The 16,516-nt window shown below is 60.1% G+C and carries 11 protein-coding genes and 1 tRNA gene; 3 read left to right on the forward strand and 9 right to left on the reverse strand.

Features of this window, described 5'->3' with window-relative positions:
- Positions 1-387: 387 nt before the first annotated feature.
- Complete coding sequence (locus tag AC2ISB_RS04545) at positions 388-1,794, reverse strand: methyl-accepting chemotaxis protein (RefSeq protein WP_406720635.1); 1,407 nt, start codon at positions 1,792-1,794, stop codon at positions 388-390.
- 52 nt (positions 1,795-1,846) lie between these two features.
- Positions 1,847-2,278 carry an iron-sulfur cluster assembly scaffold protein gene (locus AC2ISB_RS04550; protein ID WP_486576322.1) on the reverse strand — a complete coding sequence of 144 codons (432 nt, stop codon included), beginning with the start codon at positions 2,276-2,278 and terminating at the stop codon, positions 1,847-1,849.
- A gap of 61 nt (positions 2,279-2,339) precedes the next feature.
- On the opposite strand from AC2ISB_RS04550, the gene hisI reads away from it, so the two are divergent.
- Positions 2,340-2,699 (forward strand): phosphoribosyl-AMP cyclohydrolase, encoded by a 360-nt coding sequence (gene hisI, locus AC2ISB_RS04555; RefSeq protein ID WP_339107112.1) that lies wholly within the window; start codon positions 2,340-2,342, stop codon positions 2,697-2,699.
- On the opposite strand, the gene gluQRS is transcribed toward hisI, so the two are convergent.
- The 7 genes from gluQRS to AC2ISB_RS04590 all read right to left on the reverse strand — a co-directional run bounded on the left by gluQRS (position 2,689) and on the right by AC2ISB_RS04590 (position 10,393).
- Positions 2,689-3,522 (reverse strand): tRNA glutamyl-Q(34) synthetase GluQRS, encoded by an 834-nt coding sequence (gluQRS, locus tag AC2ISB_RS04560; protein ID WP_486576324.1) that lies wholly within the window; start codon positions 3,520-3,522, stop codon positions 2,689-2,691. The genes hisI and gluQRS overlap by 11 nt on opposite strands.
- 6 nt (positions 3,523-3,528) lie before the next feature.
- On the reverse strand, positions 3,529-4,872 hold the full coding sequence (trmFO, locus tag AC2ISB_RS04565; protein ID WP_486576326.1) for a methylenetetrahydrofolate--tRNA-(uracil(54)-C(5))-methyltransferase (FADH(2)-oxidizing) TrmFO: 1,344 nt from the start codon (positions 4,870-4,872) through the stop codon (positions 3,529-3,531).
- Positions 4,873-5,089: 217 nt separating this feature from the next.
- A complete protein-coding gene (locus AC2ISB_RS04570) occupies positions 5,090-5,440 on the reverse strand; it encodes a DUF6614 family protein (RefSeq protein WP_339107115.1) in 351 nt (116 codons plus the stop codon).
- A gap of 171 nt (positions 5,441-5,611) precedes the next feature.
- The gene (locus tag AC2ISB_RS04575; protein ID WP_406720640.1) at positions 5,612-6,316 is read right to left on the reverse strand and encodes a TorF family putative porin; all 705 of its coding nucleotides are present in this window, start codon (positions 6,314-6,316) and stop codon (positions 5,612-5,614) included.
- A gap of 84 nt (positions 6,317-6,400) precedes the next feature.
- Positions 6,401-9,112 carry a DNA gyrase subunit A gene (gene gyrA, locus AC2ISB_RS04580; protein ID WP_406737015.1) on the reverse strand — a complete coding sequence of 904 codons (2,712 nt, stop codon included), beginning with the start codon at positions 9,110-9,112 and terminating at the stop codon, positions 6,401-6,403.
- Positions 9,113-9,347: 235 nt separating this feature from the next.
- Positions 9,348-9,818: a disulfide bond formation protein B gene (locus AC2ISB_RS04585; RefSeq protein WP_339107118.1), complete on the reverse strand. Its 471-nt coding sequence runs from the start codon at positions 9,816-9,818 to the stop codon at positions 9,348-9,350.
- On the reverse strand, positions 9,815-10,393 hold the full coding sequence (locus AC2ISB_RS04590; protein ID WP_339107119.1) for a YqaA family protein: 579 nt from the start codon (positions 10,391-10,393) through the stop codon (positions 9,815-9,817). Before AC2ISB_RS04590 ends, AC2ISB_RS04585 begins: the two co-directional genes overlap by 4 nt.
- A gap of 215 nt (positions 10,394-10,608) precedes the next feature.
- Between AC2ISB_RS04590 and AC2ISB_RS04595 the strand changes: the two genes are divergently transcribed.
- Positions 10,609-10,692, forward strand: a tRNA-Leu gene (locus AC2ISB_RS04595).
- Positions 10,693-11,478: 786 nt separating this feature from the next.
- Positions 11,479-16,431 (forward strand): Hint domain-containing protein, encoded by a 4,953-nt coding sequence (locus AC2ISB_RS04600; RefSeq protein WP_486576330.1) that lies wholly within the window; start codon positions 11,479-11,481, stop codon positions 16,429-16,431.
- Positions 16,432-16,516 lie beyond the last annotated feature (85 nt).

Here is a 16,516-nt window from a genome sequence, read left to right on the forward strand (position 1 = left end):
GCAAGGAGGTTACATCGATGTTGCGAAAAATTGGAACGGTTATCGAAGGCGATAGCCTTTTGTCCGACGTGCTTGGCGCCGCGTCGATCTGTGTAACCTGCTTGGGGCTTCTGTGTTTGCCGGGGCTTTTTTAAAGCCCGGTCTGCCTCGCACTGCGCCGCACTGTCCCCGCGGCGCGCGTCCATCGTCCTGCCCGGACGAGCCTCTTGATCACACCGGGCGCGTAGAAAGTGCCTTACTCGCCGCCATCCTCGGGATGGCGGTTTTTTCATTCAAGGTCCGTTTCGAGGATGCTGTGGAGCGCCGTTTCGGGCCCTCATCATCGGCTTGGCATGCATTAGAACGATCCGTTCCCTCCGGAAAGGCAGGGCCATATAGGCTTTTCGATCAGAAGGCATAGGCAATGCGCAACCCGCCCCAGTGCCGTCCGTTCACGGTGATAGGGGCCGAGAGGTCTTTCATCAGAACGAAGTGCCCGTCTCCCATGTCGCGACGATAGATCTGCAGGACAAAAGGCGCGGTCGAGCGGCCTGCACGCAACCCGACCCGATCATCGAAAATCCGCCGATTGCGGCAGTTTGCGGTATTCCATGCAGGATCGGCTCCCTGCGGTTTCGAGAACTTTCTGTTATGCGTGGGCAGATATCCGTTTTCATCCACCGCTGCGCAGAACACGATTTTGCCGTCCAGCTCCAATGCCGCTTCCTGAATGGGGGGCAGAACCTTATCGGTAAATAGCGTAAATCGCGCCATGACCTGTTGCGGGTTCGTGCCCTCGATCGGTTCGTAGCGCCGGTCAAAAAGAGCCGCAGTTTCGATCTGCCCCGAAGCAACTGCCTGCGTGAAAATCTCGCTGATCTTGGCGGCTTCCTGCTGCACGAAGTCGATAAGGGCCGCATCCTCCAGCGCGCCGCCAAGCTGGACAGAGTTTTGCACGATGGTCTCGCCGACGGTGATCAGGGCGGTTGTGCGTTTTTGCGCCTGCGTGACCTGTGTTCCGGTCTGCTTCATCGCCTGCGTCATCGCCCCGAAAGCCGGTGCGAAACGGCTATTGGCTTCGCGCACTTCATTCGCCCGCTGCGCAATCTCGCCCACGGCTTGACGGGTCTCGTCAACAGAGGCCGTCATGCGCGACATGGCCTGATCCGTTTCAACGGTGCCACTGAGCACGCGGGATGCGTTATCCGTGATGTTCTCGGCCTCTTTGCGCAAGGTCTGGATGCCGCTATCCAGACCTTCAATGGCCTGACTGATCCCGCCCGCCGCATTTGCCGTTTTGCGCGACAGCTCGTTAATGGCCTCGGCGACCACCGCAAAGCCGCGCCCCGCATCTCCCGCCCGCACCGCCTCGATCTTGGCGTTGATGGCCAGAATATTGACCTGCGAGGCGATCTGCCGGATCTCGCTGTTTTCCGATTGCACCTGCGCTAGGGTCTTGCCGACATCCGACATGCGCTGCGCGACCGATGTGACCCAGCTGGCGATCTTCTGCGCGTGCTGGGCCGTTTCGCGCATCTGGGTGGTGGTTTCGGCCACATGATCCTGCGTGCGCTGCGCGGCGCCGGCCACGGCCTCGATGCCGGTGATGACCCGTTCATTCGCACTCTGGATAATGGTTGCGGCACGATCAGCATGGGTCAGATGGCCCATCTGTTCCGTCGCGTTCTGGGCCAGAAGATCCAGAGCGGCTGCAATTTCGACGATTTCGCGACCTAATGTGATCGCCTGTTTGGCGATCTGGTCCAGTCCGGTTCCATTAGTCCCGGCCCCGGGATGAAAAGAAAGATCGTTCATGCAGCCTCCACCTCAGACTTTGGGAGGCTCGCATGGAAGGTTTTACATCCCGTTAAATCTGGTCGAAAGCCAGCAGGGTCGCATCCGGTGCCAGCAGGATAGATCCGTGGCGATTGGGATAGTCCTGTGCGGCCTGCAGGATCTCGTATTCCGCAAAAGGGGCCGTGGGGACGGGGCCTTGGCCCGCCAGCATCCGCGCCAGGGCATCGCGCAGCGCCTGCACCTCCTCGCGCGACCGGCCGATGATATTATGCCCGAAAATCGCAGCCGAGGCCTGCCCCAGCGCGCAGGCACGCACGGTCTGGCTATAGCCGGTGATGCGCCCGTTTTCGACAGTCAGCGCCACCTCGACGGTCGAGCCGCAAAGCGGCGCGCGTTTTTTGGCCGTGGCATCGGGTGCGGACAGGGGGGCGCTATGCGGAATATCCGCCGCCAGCGCCAGAATGCGTTGTGAATAAAGCCGGAACAGATCTCCGTCGCTCATGGTCTTTTCCCCTATCTCGGTTTGCGATAGATAGGGCCTTCACCTTGCAGAGGAAACCCCTATGTCTTTCGATCTTTCCAGCCTGAAATATGATGCCAACGGTTTGATCCCCGCCATCGCCCAAGATGCCGAAAATGGCGAGGTTCTGATGATGGCCTGGATGAATGCCGAAAGCCTCGCTAAGACGCTGGAGACGGGCCATGTCACCTATTGGTCGCGCTCGCGTCAAAGCCTATGGGCTAAGGGTGCGACCTCGGGCCATATGCAGCATCTGGTCGAATTGCGCATCGATTGCGACCGCGACTGCCTGCTTGTGAAGGTCACGCAGAAGGGGCCGGCCTGTCATACCAACCGCCGCAGCTGTTTCTATACGCTGGTCGAGGATGGCAAAGAGGTGATCACCGCAGAGCCTATGGCTTAAGGCCAACCATCGCGCGGATATCGGCGGGCGAGGCACCTTCGCTGCGGTAAAGCGAGATCGCCCGCGCATCATTGCGTTTGGCCAGCCGCTTGCCGTTCTCGTCACGGATCAGCCGGTGGTGATGATAACGCGGCGTGGGCAGGTCCAGCACGGCCTGCAAAAGGCGGTGCAGCATGGTGGCCTCTGCCAGATCGGCCCCGCGAATGACATCGGTGATGCCCTGTTCGGCATCATCGACCACGACCGACAGGTGATAGGCCGCCGTGCCGATATCCTTGCGCATCAGCACAATGTCGCCATGATCCTGCAACAGGCGGGCAGGGTCCAGATGGTGCAGCCCCGCATCAAGCCCCGTTTCTTCCCATGTCAGAGCCTGCTCCGGCAGGCCGGCCAAAGCCGCCGCCATATCCAGCCGCACCGCGTCGCCCGCTTGCGGATAGTGCCCCTTCCGGTGGCGACAGGTGCCCGGATAAAGATGCGGCGCGCTGACACCCTCTTGCGGGGCGGACATCGCCGCCTGAATATCGCGCCGCGTGCAGGAACAGGGGTAGGCCAGGCCACGGTCGATCAGATCATGGATCACCGCCAGATAGACCTCGCGCCGGTCCGACAGGCGCATCACCGGCTCGGGCCATGACAGCCCCAGCCAGCGCAGGTCCTCATAGCAGCCCGCCTCATATTCGGGGCGGCACCGCTGGGTATCATTATCCTCGATCCGCAGCAGAAACTCCCCGTCCGCCGCCATATCCCACGCAAGACAGGCGGAATAGGCATGGCCCAGATGCAGCGGGCCGGTGGGCGAAGGAGCAAAGCGCGTCCGCATCCGCCCTTATTTCGGCTGAGCGTCAAGCCACGCGGTGAACTGCTCTTTCGCGCGGTCGGTATACAGCTTGTAACGGTCCTTGCGGCCGCGCCGCCCGCCACGGGCCTCGACCGGCGGGAATAGCCCGAAGTTGACGTTCATCGGCTGGAAGGTCTTCGCCTCGGCACCGCCAGTGATATGGTTCACAAGGCTGCCCATCGCGGTCTCATAGGAGGGCGGAGGCAGGTCGCGGCCAAGGATCTTGGCGGCAGCCATCCGTCCAGCCAGAAGCCCCATGGCTGAGGATTCCACATAGCCTTCAACGCCGGTGATCTGCCCCGCAAAACGGATATTGGGGCGCGATTTCAACCGCATCTGATTGTCCAGAAGCGTGGGCGAGTTGATAAAGGTGTTGCGGTGGATGCCGCCCAGACGTGCGAAGCTCGCGTTCTGAAGACCGGGGATCATCCGCAGCACTTCCGTCTGCGCACCATATTTCATCTTGGTCTGAAAACCCACGATATTATACAGCGTCCCCAAAGCGTTATCGCGGCGCAACTGCACCACGGCATAGGCCTTTTCTTCGGGCTTATGGCGGTTGGTCAGGCCGATGGGCTTCATCGGACCGTGGCGCAGAGTCTCGCGCCCGCGCTCGGCCATCACCTCGATCGGCAGACAGCCATCGAAATATTTCGCCGTCTCACCCTCGTGGAACTCGGTCTTATCGGCGGCCAGAAGCGCATCGATGAAGGCCTCATATTCGGGCTTGGTCATCGGGCAGTTGATATAGGCGTTGCGCTCTTCCTCGGTCTCGCCCTTGTCATAGCGCGATTGCAGCCAAGCCACATCCATATCGATCGACTCGAAATAGACGATGGGCGCGATGGCATCAAAGAAAGCCAAAGCATCGGCGCCGGTCTCGGTACGGATGCTCTCGGCCAAAGCGCCAGAGGTCAGCGGACCCGTCGCCACAATCCAATGCCCGTCTTTCGGCAGTTCGGTGATCTCGCCATAGCGCGTCTCGATCAGCGGATGATCCTTGAGCGCACGGGTCACACCGGCTGAAAACGCATCGCGATCCACCGCCAAAGCGCCACCGGCAGGCAGGCTGTGCTTGTCGGCCATCGCCATGATAAGCCCGTCTGCCGCCCGCATCTCCCAATGCAAAAGCCCCACGGCATTCTGCTCGTCATCATCCGAGCGGAAGGAATTCGAGCATACCATCTCGGCGAAATCGCCGGTGCGATGGGCAAAGGTCTCAACAGTCGGGCGCATCTCATGCAGCACAACGCGCACGCCTGCATTCGCGGCCTGCCACGCAGCTTCGGAACCGGCCATGCCGCCGCCAAGGATATGGAGTGTATCTGTCATGGCGTTCGTCTAGGCCAAAGCCGTGGTTTTGAAAAGAGCCATTCTCAAGGGACAATCGGCGGTTTGTGCAAGAAACCGGCTCGGTCGTTTGCTCTACGGGGCGGGCCGTAAGGCCCGATCCCGCGCAGCCCAAGGGGCTCGATGCCCCGCAGGGCTGCGGCCCTGCGCATAAGGATGCGCGGCCCTTGGCCGGCAGGATGCGGCATAATCGGGGCCGTCAGATCAGGGCGATACGCTCGCGCCGTTCGGGATCTGGAAATTCACGGTAAAGCCCGACGCTGGAGGTCGCGATCATCGCATGCATCTGGTCGTAATGGCGGGCCAGTTCATCGTCACTCTGGCCTACAGCCCGAAACGCGTTTTCCAGCATGGCCATGTCGGCCACCTCGATTTCTAACAGAAAATCCGCCTGACCCTCTGCGCCCAAGCCCAGCTTGCGCCGCATCAGCCGCCACGAACTGATCAGTCCGCGCTTTTGCAACCCGCCATACCAGATCTCAGCCGCTGCCGCGAAGGCCAGCGCTTTGGTGCCCGATGTCAGCTCAATCATACAGTGATACAAATTCATATCCAACCTCCCGGCCCATCTACCACCCCGTTCTTGCGGGCTGTCCCTCAGGCGCGTGGTCGGGATTTCAGCACAAAGGATTTGATATTCGATTAAAACCCTTTTGCACCGGTCGATAGGCAAACGGCCACCCGATTACCGGATGGCCGCATCATCGCATGTCGGTAAAGATCAGTGCCCGACGATCAGATCCGACAGGCTGTGGTCGCTGAAGCTGACGCCACCTTGGCCCAGATCGGCACGCAGGCCGATCCCCACATAGCTTTCCGCATCGTCGTGGTTGGGATCATTGAAGCCCAGCTCGCCCGTCATGGCATAGCCGTTGCCCATCTTGTATTCGCCGGTTGCGGCAATACGACGGCCGGTCACATTATCGGTGTCGTAATAATCCACACGGCCCCCCACCGAGACCTGCGAATTCAGCGGCATCGAGGCGGACACATTGTACAGATTGCCCTGCAGGTCGGCATCGTGGTTCTTCACGTGGTTATACGCCGCCTCAACCGAGAACAGCCCGTAATCCGCACCATATTCCACGCCCAGCGTGGTGATGTCATCGCTGTCGAGGCGCTCATACCCCGCACGTGCACCGAATTTCATGGTGTCGTTCATGTTATAGATCGCATGCAGGGCGGTGGATGCGCCGTCCCAGCTATCGTCCCAATAACGGTTCAGTGCCATGTCACCCTGCACCGAGAATTGCGGCGCAAAGCCGATTTCCATCTGGCCACCGATGCTGGTGCGCGAATTGTCCCGCGAATCCGCATCAAGGAAGTTGTAATGCGAAAGGCCGACATTGGCGCCGACGACATCGGCAGCATGGCCAGCCAAGGGCGCAAATCCGGCCAGAAGGGCGAGGATAGCTGTCTTTTTCATTGTCTCTACTCTGCTCGTTGGTCTGTGATCTTGCGCCACAGAATTTTTAGGGCAGGTCACATCTACATGTGCCTGCCCGCGATTTTACTCTTGTTCCGATGCGCCGTCAGCGGGTGGCGTATCGTCCGTCTGTGACGTTTGCGTGATCGGCTGATCTTCGCCGTCCTCGTCGCCCTGATCCGCGATACGCGCGACAGAGACCACCGTCTCGCCCTCGGCCGTATTGAAGACCCTCACACCGCCTGCACCGCGCGAGCGGAAGGAGATCCCGTCCACCGGACAGCGGATCGACTGGCCGGTTGAGGTGGCCAGCATGATCTGGTCGCCCATCTCGACAGGGAAGGAGGCCACAAGGTCGCCGCCGCGCATCTTCTTGTCAAACGCGGTCACACCTTGGCCGCCACGCCCGCGCACGGGGTAGTCATGGCTGGACGAGGTCTTGCCAAGGCCCTTGGCGGTGATCGTCAGGATCAGATCCTCGGCGGCAGACATCTCGGCGTAACGCTCGGGCGAGAGCTGGCCGCCTTCTACCGCGTCCTCATCCTCGTCGGCCTCGTCCTCTTCGGTGATACCGGCCATCAGACGGCGCTGCTTGAGGTAAGCCGTGCGCTCTTCCGACGTTGCATCGAAGTGACGGATGACCGACATCGACACGACCTCGTCATCGCCCAGAAGCTTCACGCCGCGCACACCGACCGAATTGCGCGAGTTGAACACCCGCACTTCCGGCACGGGGAAGCGGATGGCGCGGCCCTTGGCGGTGACCAGCATCACATCGTCCTCCTCGGAACAGATGCGCGCATTGATCAGACGCATGCCCGCATTCTCTTCGTCGAATTTCATCGCGATCTTGCCGTTACGCATGACATTGGTGAAATCCGACAGGCGGTTGCGGCGTACAGTACCGGCGCTTGTCGCAAAGACCATCTGCAGATCGGCCCATTCGGCCTCGTCGCGATCGACCGGCGTGATGGCGGCGATGGAAACGCCCGTGGGGATCGGCAGGATATTGACGATCGCCTTGCCCTTGGAGGCACGCGAACCGGCAGGCAACTGCCACGTCTTCATCTTGTAGACCATGCCTTCGGTCGTGAAGAACAGAAGCTGCGTATGGGTATTGGCCACGAACATCGTGGTCACCGCATCATCATCTTTCAGACCGCCGCCCGAAAGCCCCTTGCCACCGCGTTTCTGCGCGCGGAAATCGGCCAGCGGCGTGCGCTTGATCCAGCCCGACTGGGTGACCGTCACGACCATGTCTTCGCGCTCGATCAGGTCCTCGTCGTCGATATCGCCGACAAAATCGGCAATCTCGGTGCGGCGCGGCACGGCGAAGAGTTCGCGCACCTCGCGCAGCTCGTCCGAGATGATCGCCATGATCCGGTCGCGCGAGGCAAGGATGGCAAGGTAGTCCTTGATCTTCTCGGCCAGTTCCGCCAGCTCGTCGGTGACTTCCTTCACCCCGATCTGGGTCAGGCGCTGCAGGCGCAGATCGAGGATCGCGCGGGCCTGAACTTCGGACAGGTTATAGGTGCCATCGTCATTGACCGGATGCAGCGGGTCGTCGATCAGCTTGAGATATTCGACGATGTCATGCGCGGGCCAGCGACGGGTCATCAGGCGCTCGCGGGCCTCGGCGGCATCTGCCGAGGACCGGATCGTGGCGACGACCTCATCCACATTCGACACCGCCACAGCCAGACCACAGAGGATATGGCTGCGTTCACGCGCCTTGCGCAGCTCGAACGCGGTGCGCCGTGCCACCACTTCCTCGCGGAAGGTGATGAAATGCGTGAGGAAATCGCGTAGGGTCAGCTGCTCGGGGCGGCCGCCATTCAGCGCCAGCATGTTGCAGCCGAAGGAGGTCTGCAAAGGCGTCAGACGGTAAAGCTGGTTGAGCACCACATCCGGCGTCGCATCGCGCTTGAGCTCGATCACCACGCGCACGCCGACACGGTCGGATTCATCGGCAATGTTGGAGATGCCTTCCAGACGCTTGTCGCGCACCAGCTCGGCTATCTTCTCGATCATCGCGGCCTTGTTGACCTGATAGGGGATCTCGTCGACCACAATCGCATGACGGTCCTTGCGGACCTCCTCGATACGGGTCTTGGCGCGGATCACGACAGAGCCGCGGCCCTCCAGATAGGCTTTGCGCGCACCGCCACGACCAAGGATCAGACCGCCCGTCGGGAAATCGGGGCCGGGGATGATCTGCATGATCGCCTCGGTCGACATATCGGGGTTGTCGATCAGCGCAAGGGTGGCATCGACCACTTCGCCCAAGTTATGCGGCGGGATATTGGTGGCCATACCGACGGCAATACCGCCCGCACCATTGACCAGCATATTCGGGAACCGCGCGGGCAGAACGACCGGCTCGCGGTCCTTGCCATCGTAGTTGTCCTGAAAATCGACAGTGTCTTTTTCGATATCGGCGAGCAGGAAGGCGGCGGCCTTCTGCATCCGGACCTCGGTGTAGCGCATGGCGGCGGCGCTATCGCCATCCATCGACCCGAAGTTGCCCTGACCATCCAGAAGCGGCAGCGACATGGAAAACGGCTGGGCCATACGGACCAAAGCGTCATAGATCGCGGCATCGCCATGAGGGTGGTATTTCCCCATAACATCGCCCACCGGACGTGCCGATTTGCGATAGGGTTTGTCATGCGTATTGCCCGTTTCATGCATCGCATAAAGAATGCGGCGGTGCACGGGCTTGAGGCCGTCACGCAGATCGGGGATCGCGCGCGAGACGATCACGCTCATCGCGTAATCGAGATAGGCCGTCTTCATCTCGGACGCGATGGAGACAATGGGAAACTGCTCGGAAGAGGGGCGTCCCGGCCCTTTATCTTCCGTGTCCGGCGTATCGGGAGTATCGTTCACGCGCGCCTCTATTCTTCTAGATCTTGTTGGGGCTTCTTATAGCCCGCCCGACGGTTAGTATGCAACTTCCATTCCCCGTCTTGTCGGGGAAAGGCCGCGCTCGGGGCGATGCATTTTCGATAGGGGCGCGATTGGGCGCGGTTCAGCTGCGCGCGCCGGACCTTGCCGCCAGCATCCAGAGCACCCAAAGCACCAAGGAGAAAACAACGTTCAGATTGGCCATTGTGACGCCGAACATCTCCCAGGAGATCTGGTCGCATTGGATCAGCGGTGCGCGGTTGATCTGGTCCAGCAGGTCATCGACAGAGCCAAGCCCCGGCCCGCCGGAGGTGCAGCTTGTGGGGCCCGCGATGATATGACGCTCGACGAGCGAGTGATAGATGCCGATTCCCGCCGTGGTCAGCGCCGCCAGCCCCCCGAGATAGGCGAAGGGGCTGCGCAGGTGGAAAACCAGCATCGCGGCACCGATGATCACCGCCACCAGATGCGGCCAGCGTTGCAACAGGCACAGATGGCAGGGCGCATAGCCCGCCGCCTGAAACAGGAAGGCCGCGGCCAGAAGAGTCGCCGAACCGACGCTTGCAAGAAGGATATAGGCGCGGGATTGGGTCATAGATATTTCACCAGATAAAGACCGCCCAACAGTAAGGCGACGAAAAGCGTAAACACAAGCCCGAGCCGCTTCTCGATGAAATCACGCATCGGTGCGCCGAATTTCCACAAAAGCGCGGCGACTACGAAAAAGCGCAAGGCCCGTGCAAAGACTGCGGATCCCAGAAAAATCGGCAGGGAAAGGTGGGTGACCCCCGAGAAGATGGTGATGACCTTGAACGGGAAGGGGGTGACACCGGCGATGATCACCGCCCAGGGTCCGTATTCGTTGAAACGGGTGGCCAGCTCGTCGAATTTGTCGGATTTGCCGTAGAATTCCAGAATGGGCTTGCCCACGCTATCCATCAGCCCGTAGCCGATGCCGTATCCCACGATGCCGCCGATGACAGAGGCCAATGTGGCGATAAAAGCGATCCGGAAGGCCCGGTGCGGTGCCGCGATGATCATCGGGATCATCAGGACATCCGGCGGGATCGGGAAAACCGAGCTTTCCAGAAATGCGATGAACGCCAACGCCCAAGTGGCGTGACGATGTCCCGCCAGACGCATGGTCCAGTCATAGAGTCGGCGGATCATGTCGCCCCCTGTTTTGTGTTTGTAAGGGATGCCCTGACCCGCAGGAAGGGTCAAGCATCCTCAACCTCAAAACAGGCCCTGTCGCGACAGTCTGCCGTGAGGTCTCTGGCGGATGCGCGGTTTTTCCACAATTTTGGCCGCACCGCAGGGATTTATGCGGTGGCGACATTGACTAGCGATTTGAAGCCCAGTAAGAGACCAAGGCACATTGCATTGCGGGCGTGGTGGAATGGTAGACGCGGCGGATTCAAAATCCGCTTCCGAGAGGAGTGCCGGTTCAAGTCCGGCCGCCCGTACCAATCTGAAATTCAATGAAGAAGAGGTTGGTTTGCAATAGGGTCGAGCAGCTTGTTCCCCGCCGTTCCCAATCCGGTTCCCACTTTCATCTTCCGTCCTTGTTCTGTTCTGCAAGCTTGTGGGCCGCTTTCGGCAGTCGCTTCCGGGCGAGGCCGGCGTGGTCGGTGCTGAGGAGTGCAGGCGAGGGGGCCGCTTCCAAATCCACGATTCGCTTTGGGTCGTGAGCCGCGTGATCAATCCTCTTTTTCCAGCGGCACTGTTTCTGATTGGAGGGAATGCGTTAACTTCGATCGCGACTTATTTGCGTTGATTTGACGGCATTTCGCCCATGCGCCGATATGTTGAATTGTTTCTAATGTGGCGAAGATTGGGCGCGTCTATTGGTGCAAACCCACGGTTTCCGCAATCATGGCGGGGTATTGTTTCGTTAAGGGAAACGGGATTTTGGCAACAATAAGATGGTTCGCGTCCAGATTGTGGTAAATGTGGTGAGTGACGCTTATGAACTTCGTAAGAGAATAAAAATATTGCTTTTTATATTCTCAAGCTTTCGTTATTTCAGGCAATAACGCGACGGAAAGGCGAGCTATGGGGGTAGCGCGCGGTGGCGGGGATCAGGAGGCGCAGCCTTCAGTCCGTTTTCCGGTCCTGCTGGCCCGAAAGGGTCGGGTTCGGTCTGCTTTCATGTCGCCATCTGCCCCTGAAGGGGTGGGCTGAGAGGCGCAGGCATGCGCCATAGGTTGGCTGCTACCGGAGTGAAGGCCGGTTTTGGGTAAGGTTGAGTAGACGTGACAAATACTTATACACTTCAAGCGTGGGATCTTTCCGATATTGCTGCGTCCTCGTCCTGTGTGTTCCCCGATAGCGAAACCAGTTCGAAAAGCGCGGTCGGCCAGTCGTTCACGATCAGCTCCGACGCATGGGTTCAGTCGATCTCGCTGAGCGATTGCGATGACCGCTTCAGCGATAATGACAGCAACCAGCACATTACCCAGACCACCACACTGGAAGGCAGCACCTATAGCGCGTCCTCTTCGATCACGCCCGAATACCGCTATGTGGTGACCGATAGCAGCGGCAACAGCATCAATGTTTATGTCTTCGATATCGGTCGCGGAACCGATGAATCCGGCCTGGTTTCCGATGCACCGCTGGTGCCGGGCGAGACCTATACGATTACTAAATATGAAAGCTGCAACAGCAGCTACGAGACGCCTTCGGTCCATTACAGCGATCTGGCGACCTATCCTGACGAGGCCCCCGATCTGAGCGACGGGGTCGTCTATGGCACGGATGGCAATGACCTGATCGACACCGCCTATACCGGCGATAATGACGGCGACATGATCGACAATAATGATGGTCATCTTGACGGGTATACCGGCGACGCCGATGTGGTCGTGGCGGGCGCGGGCGATGATACGGTCTTTTCGGGCGCGGGCGATGACGCCGTCTGGGGCGGCGATGGCGATGATTTCCTCGATGGCGGCGCGGGCAATGATTACCTGTCGGGCGGCGCGGGCGATGACACGCTGGTCAGCGGTGCCGAAGTCGATACGCTTTCGGGCGGCACCGGGCTGGATATGGTCGATTATTCGGCGTCTTCCGCAGGGGTGAATGTCGATCTGGTGTCGATGACCGGCAGCGCGGGCGATGCGGCGGGGGACCAGTATGACGGGATCGACGGCGCGTTCGGCTCTGCCTATGATGACACGCTGACCGGCTACGACCAGCAGAGCACGGCGGGCGATGACAGCTATACCAACGTCTTTTATGGCAATGCTGGCGATGATCTGATTGATGGCAAGGGCGGGGATGACTCGCTCTATGGCGGGGCCGATAACGACACGCTGATCGGTGGCGCGGGCAATGACTATATCGAGGGGAATGCGGGCAACGATTCCCTGACCGGCGATGACGGGAATGACACGCTGATCGGCGATGGCGGCACCGGCACGACCTCGGGCAGCGATGTGAGCGTGGACTGGACGCAGTTCGGCAGCGCGGGCTGTACGCTGGCCTCTGGCTCCTCGTTCGATATGGGCGATGTGAAGGTGACCTTCGGCTTTACCGCGCAGGAGCGTGGTGCCTATGCCAAAGTGACCAATACCAGCGAATATACCGAAAGCGGCGATGGTCTGGACGCGAATAGCGGGTTGATGCTTTACGGGGCTGGCGGCGATTGCAAGGCGGGGGATACCTCGACCACCACGCTCGATTTCTCCTCGGATGCCGAGGGTGTGGCCGATGCGGTGACCAATGTCAGCTTCCGTATCAATGATATCGATTACGCCAATGACACGGCCGGATATCATAAGGATATCGTCACGGTTCATGCCTATGACGCCGATGGCAACGAGCTGGATGTGACCATCACGCCCGCGGGCGGCGCCACGGTGGATGGCAATACCGTCTCGGGCGGGGTGCAGGATACGGGCAGCCTGAACGCCAGCAGCGCGCAGGGCTCTGCCCTGGTGACGGTTGACGGGAATGTGGCCAAGATCGTGATCGATTACGACAATGGCGGCGATTCCGATCAGGCGATCTACCTGAGCGATATCAATGCCACCACGATCGTGGACGAGACCGAAGGCGATGACACTATTGAGGGTGGCGCCGGTGATGATGTCATCGAAGGAAATGGCGGCAACGACCTGCTGAGCGGTGGCGACGGTGCCGACAGCATCTCGGGCGGCGATGACCGCGATACGATCATGGGCGGCGCGGGCGATACCGTTGATGGGGGCGCGGGCGGCGACGATTGGGATACGCTGGACCTGACGGGGCAGGGTGCCTATCGTCTGACCGATGTGACCGAAGACGAAAACGGCAACGGCACCAATGGCACCGTCGAGTTTCTGGATGATGACGGCAATGTCACCGGCTCGCTGAACTATACCGAGATCGAAGAGATCAAGGGAGATGGCATCAACCTCTCGCCGGATGCGGAAAACGACACCGCCACCGTGGCCGAGGATGACAGCGTTATCATCGATGTTCTGGGCAATGACAGCGATCCGCAGGGCGATACGCTGACCGTCACCTCGGCCAGCGCCGAACATGGCAGCGTGACGGTGAATGATGACGGCACGCTGACCTACACGCCGGATGCAGATTATAACGGCGACGACAAGATCACCTATACGATCGACGACGGCAATGGGAACACCGACAGCGCCGAAGTGGCTGTCAGCGTGACGCCCGTCAATGATGATCCGGTTGCGCAGGATGATACGGCAAGCACGGGCTATAACACTCCGGTGACGGTTGATGTGCTGGCCAATGACACCGATATCGATGGCGATACGCTGTCGATATCGGGCACGCCGGTTTCGGAGGATGGCTCTGTAAGCGTCAATAGCGATGGCACGCTGACCTTCACCCCCAACGAGGGGTTCTCGGGGGAAGCGACCGTGACCTATCAGGTCAGCGATGGTCAGGGCGGGCTGGATGACGCGACTCTGACGGTCACCGTCGGGGCCAATCCCAAGGACGGGATCGTGCAGGGCACCGATGGGAATGACACCATCGATTATGCCTATACCGGCGACCCGCAGGGCGACATGATCGATCATGGCGATGCGCTGCTTCCCGGAGAGGTCGGCGATGATGATATCGTCAAGGCCGGCGCGGGCGATGACACGGTCAAGGCTGGTGCGGGCAATGACGAGGTGTATGGCGGCGACGGCAATGACAACCTTCAGGGCAATGCGGGCGATGATGCGCTGTATGGCGAGTCCGGAAATGACGTTCTGGATGGCGGCGCGGGCGATGACACGCTGCTGGGCGGCGATGGCAATGACACGCTGAAAGGTGGCGCGGGCAACGACCTTCTCGAAGGAGGTGCGGGCGATGACAGTCTTGTGGGCGGGTCGGAAAATGATACGCTCTGGGGCGGTGATGGCAATGACACCCTGCAAGGCGCCGATGGCGATGATGAATTGCATGGCGGTGCCGGTAATGACTCGCTCAATGGCGGGATCGACAATGACACGCTCTGGGGCGATGACGGTCAGGACAGCCTGAACGGCGCTGACGGTGATGACGAGTTGCATGGCGGGGCCGATGACGACCTGCTGCGTGGCAATTCGGGCAATGACACCGTTTATGGTGATGCGGGCAATGACGAATTGCATGGCGGCACCGGCGATGACCGCCTGTTCGGCGGCGAGGGCAATGACACGATCTATGCCGATGAGGGCAGCGATTATGTCGAAGGCGGCGACGGGGATGATTATATCGATACCGGCAAGCCGCTTGTCGATGCGCTTCCCGACCGTGGCTATGAGGGGCTCTGGTCTGCTGATAGCGACCCCTATGACGATCGCGATACCGTTCTGGGTGGGGCCGGAAACGACACCATCTTCACCGGTGACGATAACGACTATATCGAAGGCGGCGATGGCGACGATTCCATCAATGCGGGCTATGACGATGACACCGTTCTGGGTGGTGCGGGCAATGACAGCATCATCGCGGGCGAAGGCAGCGATTATGTCGAAGGCGGCGATGGCGATGACACGATTTATGGTGGCATCGGTCCGACCAGCGGTCTGGATGTCAACCTGCCTGACACCGCAGGCGACAAGGTCACCGACAATGGCATGGACACGCTGATCGGCGGTGCCGGCAACGACGTGATCTATGGCGAGGATGACGACGATTCGATCGAGGGCGGCATCGGGGATGATTATCTGGATGGCGGCGTTGATGATGACACTCTCAAGGGCGATGAGGGCAATGACACGCTGATTGGCGGTCAGGGCAATGATCTGCTGGAGGGTGGCGCGGGCGATGACCTGCTGGAAGGCGGCACCGGCACCGATACGGTTTCGGGCGGTGATGGCAATGACACCATCATCGGCGGCGGCGATAATGATGTGCTGCAGGGCAATGCGGGCCGCGACCTGTTCAAGATCACCCCGATCAGCACGACCGGAAACTACAATATCACCGTCGATGGCGGTTCGGATGGCGACGACTGGGATACGCTCGATTATTCGGGGATGATCGCGGCGGGCTATGAAGTCCAGAGCATCGTCAAAAATCCGGAATATAACGGTAATCCAGGTTTTAATGGCCAGATCACCTTCTACAACCCCACCACCCATTCCTATGCGAATGTCAATTTCTACGACATCGAGGAACTGGTGCCCTGCTTCACGCCGGGCACGCTGATCGCGACCCCGCGTGGCGAAAAGCTGGTGGAAGAGCTGGTGGTCGGTGACAAGGTCATTACCCGCGACAACGGCATTCAGGAAATCCGTTGGGTCGGGCGTCGCGATCTGACCAAAGCCGAACTGGATGCAGCAGCCCATCTCAAGCCGGTTCTGATCCGTGCCGGAGCCTTGGGGCCGAACCTGCCCGAACGGGATATGATGGTGTCGCCCAATCACCGTATGCTGGTGGCCAATGCGAAAACGAGCCTGTTCTTTGAAGAGCACGAGGTCTTCGTTTCGGCCAAGCATATGGCAGGGATGGAGGGGGTGGCCACGGTCGAGACCTTGGGCACCAGCTATCTGCACTTCATGTTCGACCGCCATGAGGTGGTTCTGGGCAACGGGGCATGGACCGAAAGCTTCCAGCCCGGGGATCAGACCTTGGGTAGCATGGGCAATGCACAGCGCGACGAGATCTTCGAGATCTTCCCCGAACTGAAAACGCATAAAGGCCTTGAAGACTATCAATCGGCGCGGAAATCGCTCAAGCGCCACGAGGCAGAGCTTCTGAAACGCGCGTGAAAGAAAGGCCGGTTCCCCTGAAGGGAGCCGGCCTTTCCCGTTTCGGGCTTCGGTCAGTCGTATTGCGCCCGATCCCATTGATGTT

The organism is Thioclava sp. NS-SX20, from assembly GCF_057380695.1.

What these genes read in the sequence shown, in the direction of transcription:
- AC2ISB_RS04545 (WP_406720635.1), bottom strand. Translation starts at nt 1,794, where the DNA reads ATGAACGATCTTTCTTTTCATCCCGGGGCCGGGACTAATGGAACCGGA.
- AC2ISB_RS04550 (WP_486576322.1), bottom strand. Translation starts at nt 2,278, where the DNA reads ATGAGCGACGGAGATCTGTTCCGGCTTTATTCACAACGCATTCTGGCG.
- AC2ISB_RS04590 (WP_339107119.1), bottom strand. Translation starts at nt 10,393, where the DNA reads ATGATCCGCCGACTCTATGACTGGACCATGCGTCTGGCGGGACATCGT.
- hisI (WP_339107112.1), top strand. Translation starts at nt 2,340, where the DNA reads ATGTCTTTCGATCTTTCCAGCCTGAAATATGATGCCAACGGTTTGATC.
- gyrA (WP_406737015.1), bottom strand. Translation starts at nt 9,112, where the DNA reads ATGAAGACGGCCTATCTCGATTACGCGATGAGCGTGATCGTCTCGCGC.
- AC2ISB_RS04585 (WP_339107118.1), bottom strand. Translation starts at nt 9,818, where the DNA reads ATGACCCAATCCCGCGCCTATATCCTTCTTGCAAGCGTCGGTTCGGCG.
- trmFO (WP_486576326.1), bottom strand. Translation starts at nt 4,872, where the DNA reads ATGACAGATACACTCCATATCCTTGGCGGCGGCATGGCCGGTTCCGAA.
- AC2ISB_RS04570 (WP_339107115.1), bottom strand. Translation starts at nt 5,440, where the DNA reads ATGAATTTGTATCACTGTATGATTGAGCTGACATCGGGCACCAAAGCG.
- gluQRS (WP_486576324.1), bottom strand. Translation starts at nt 3,522, where the DNA reads ATGCGGACGCGCTTTGCTCCTTCGCCCACCGGCCCGCTGCATCTGGGC.
- AC2ISB_RS04575 (WP_406720640.1), bottom strand. Translation starts at nt 6,316, where the DNA reads ATGAAAAAGACAGCTATCCTCGCCCTTCTGGCCGGATTTGCGCCCTTG.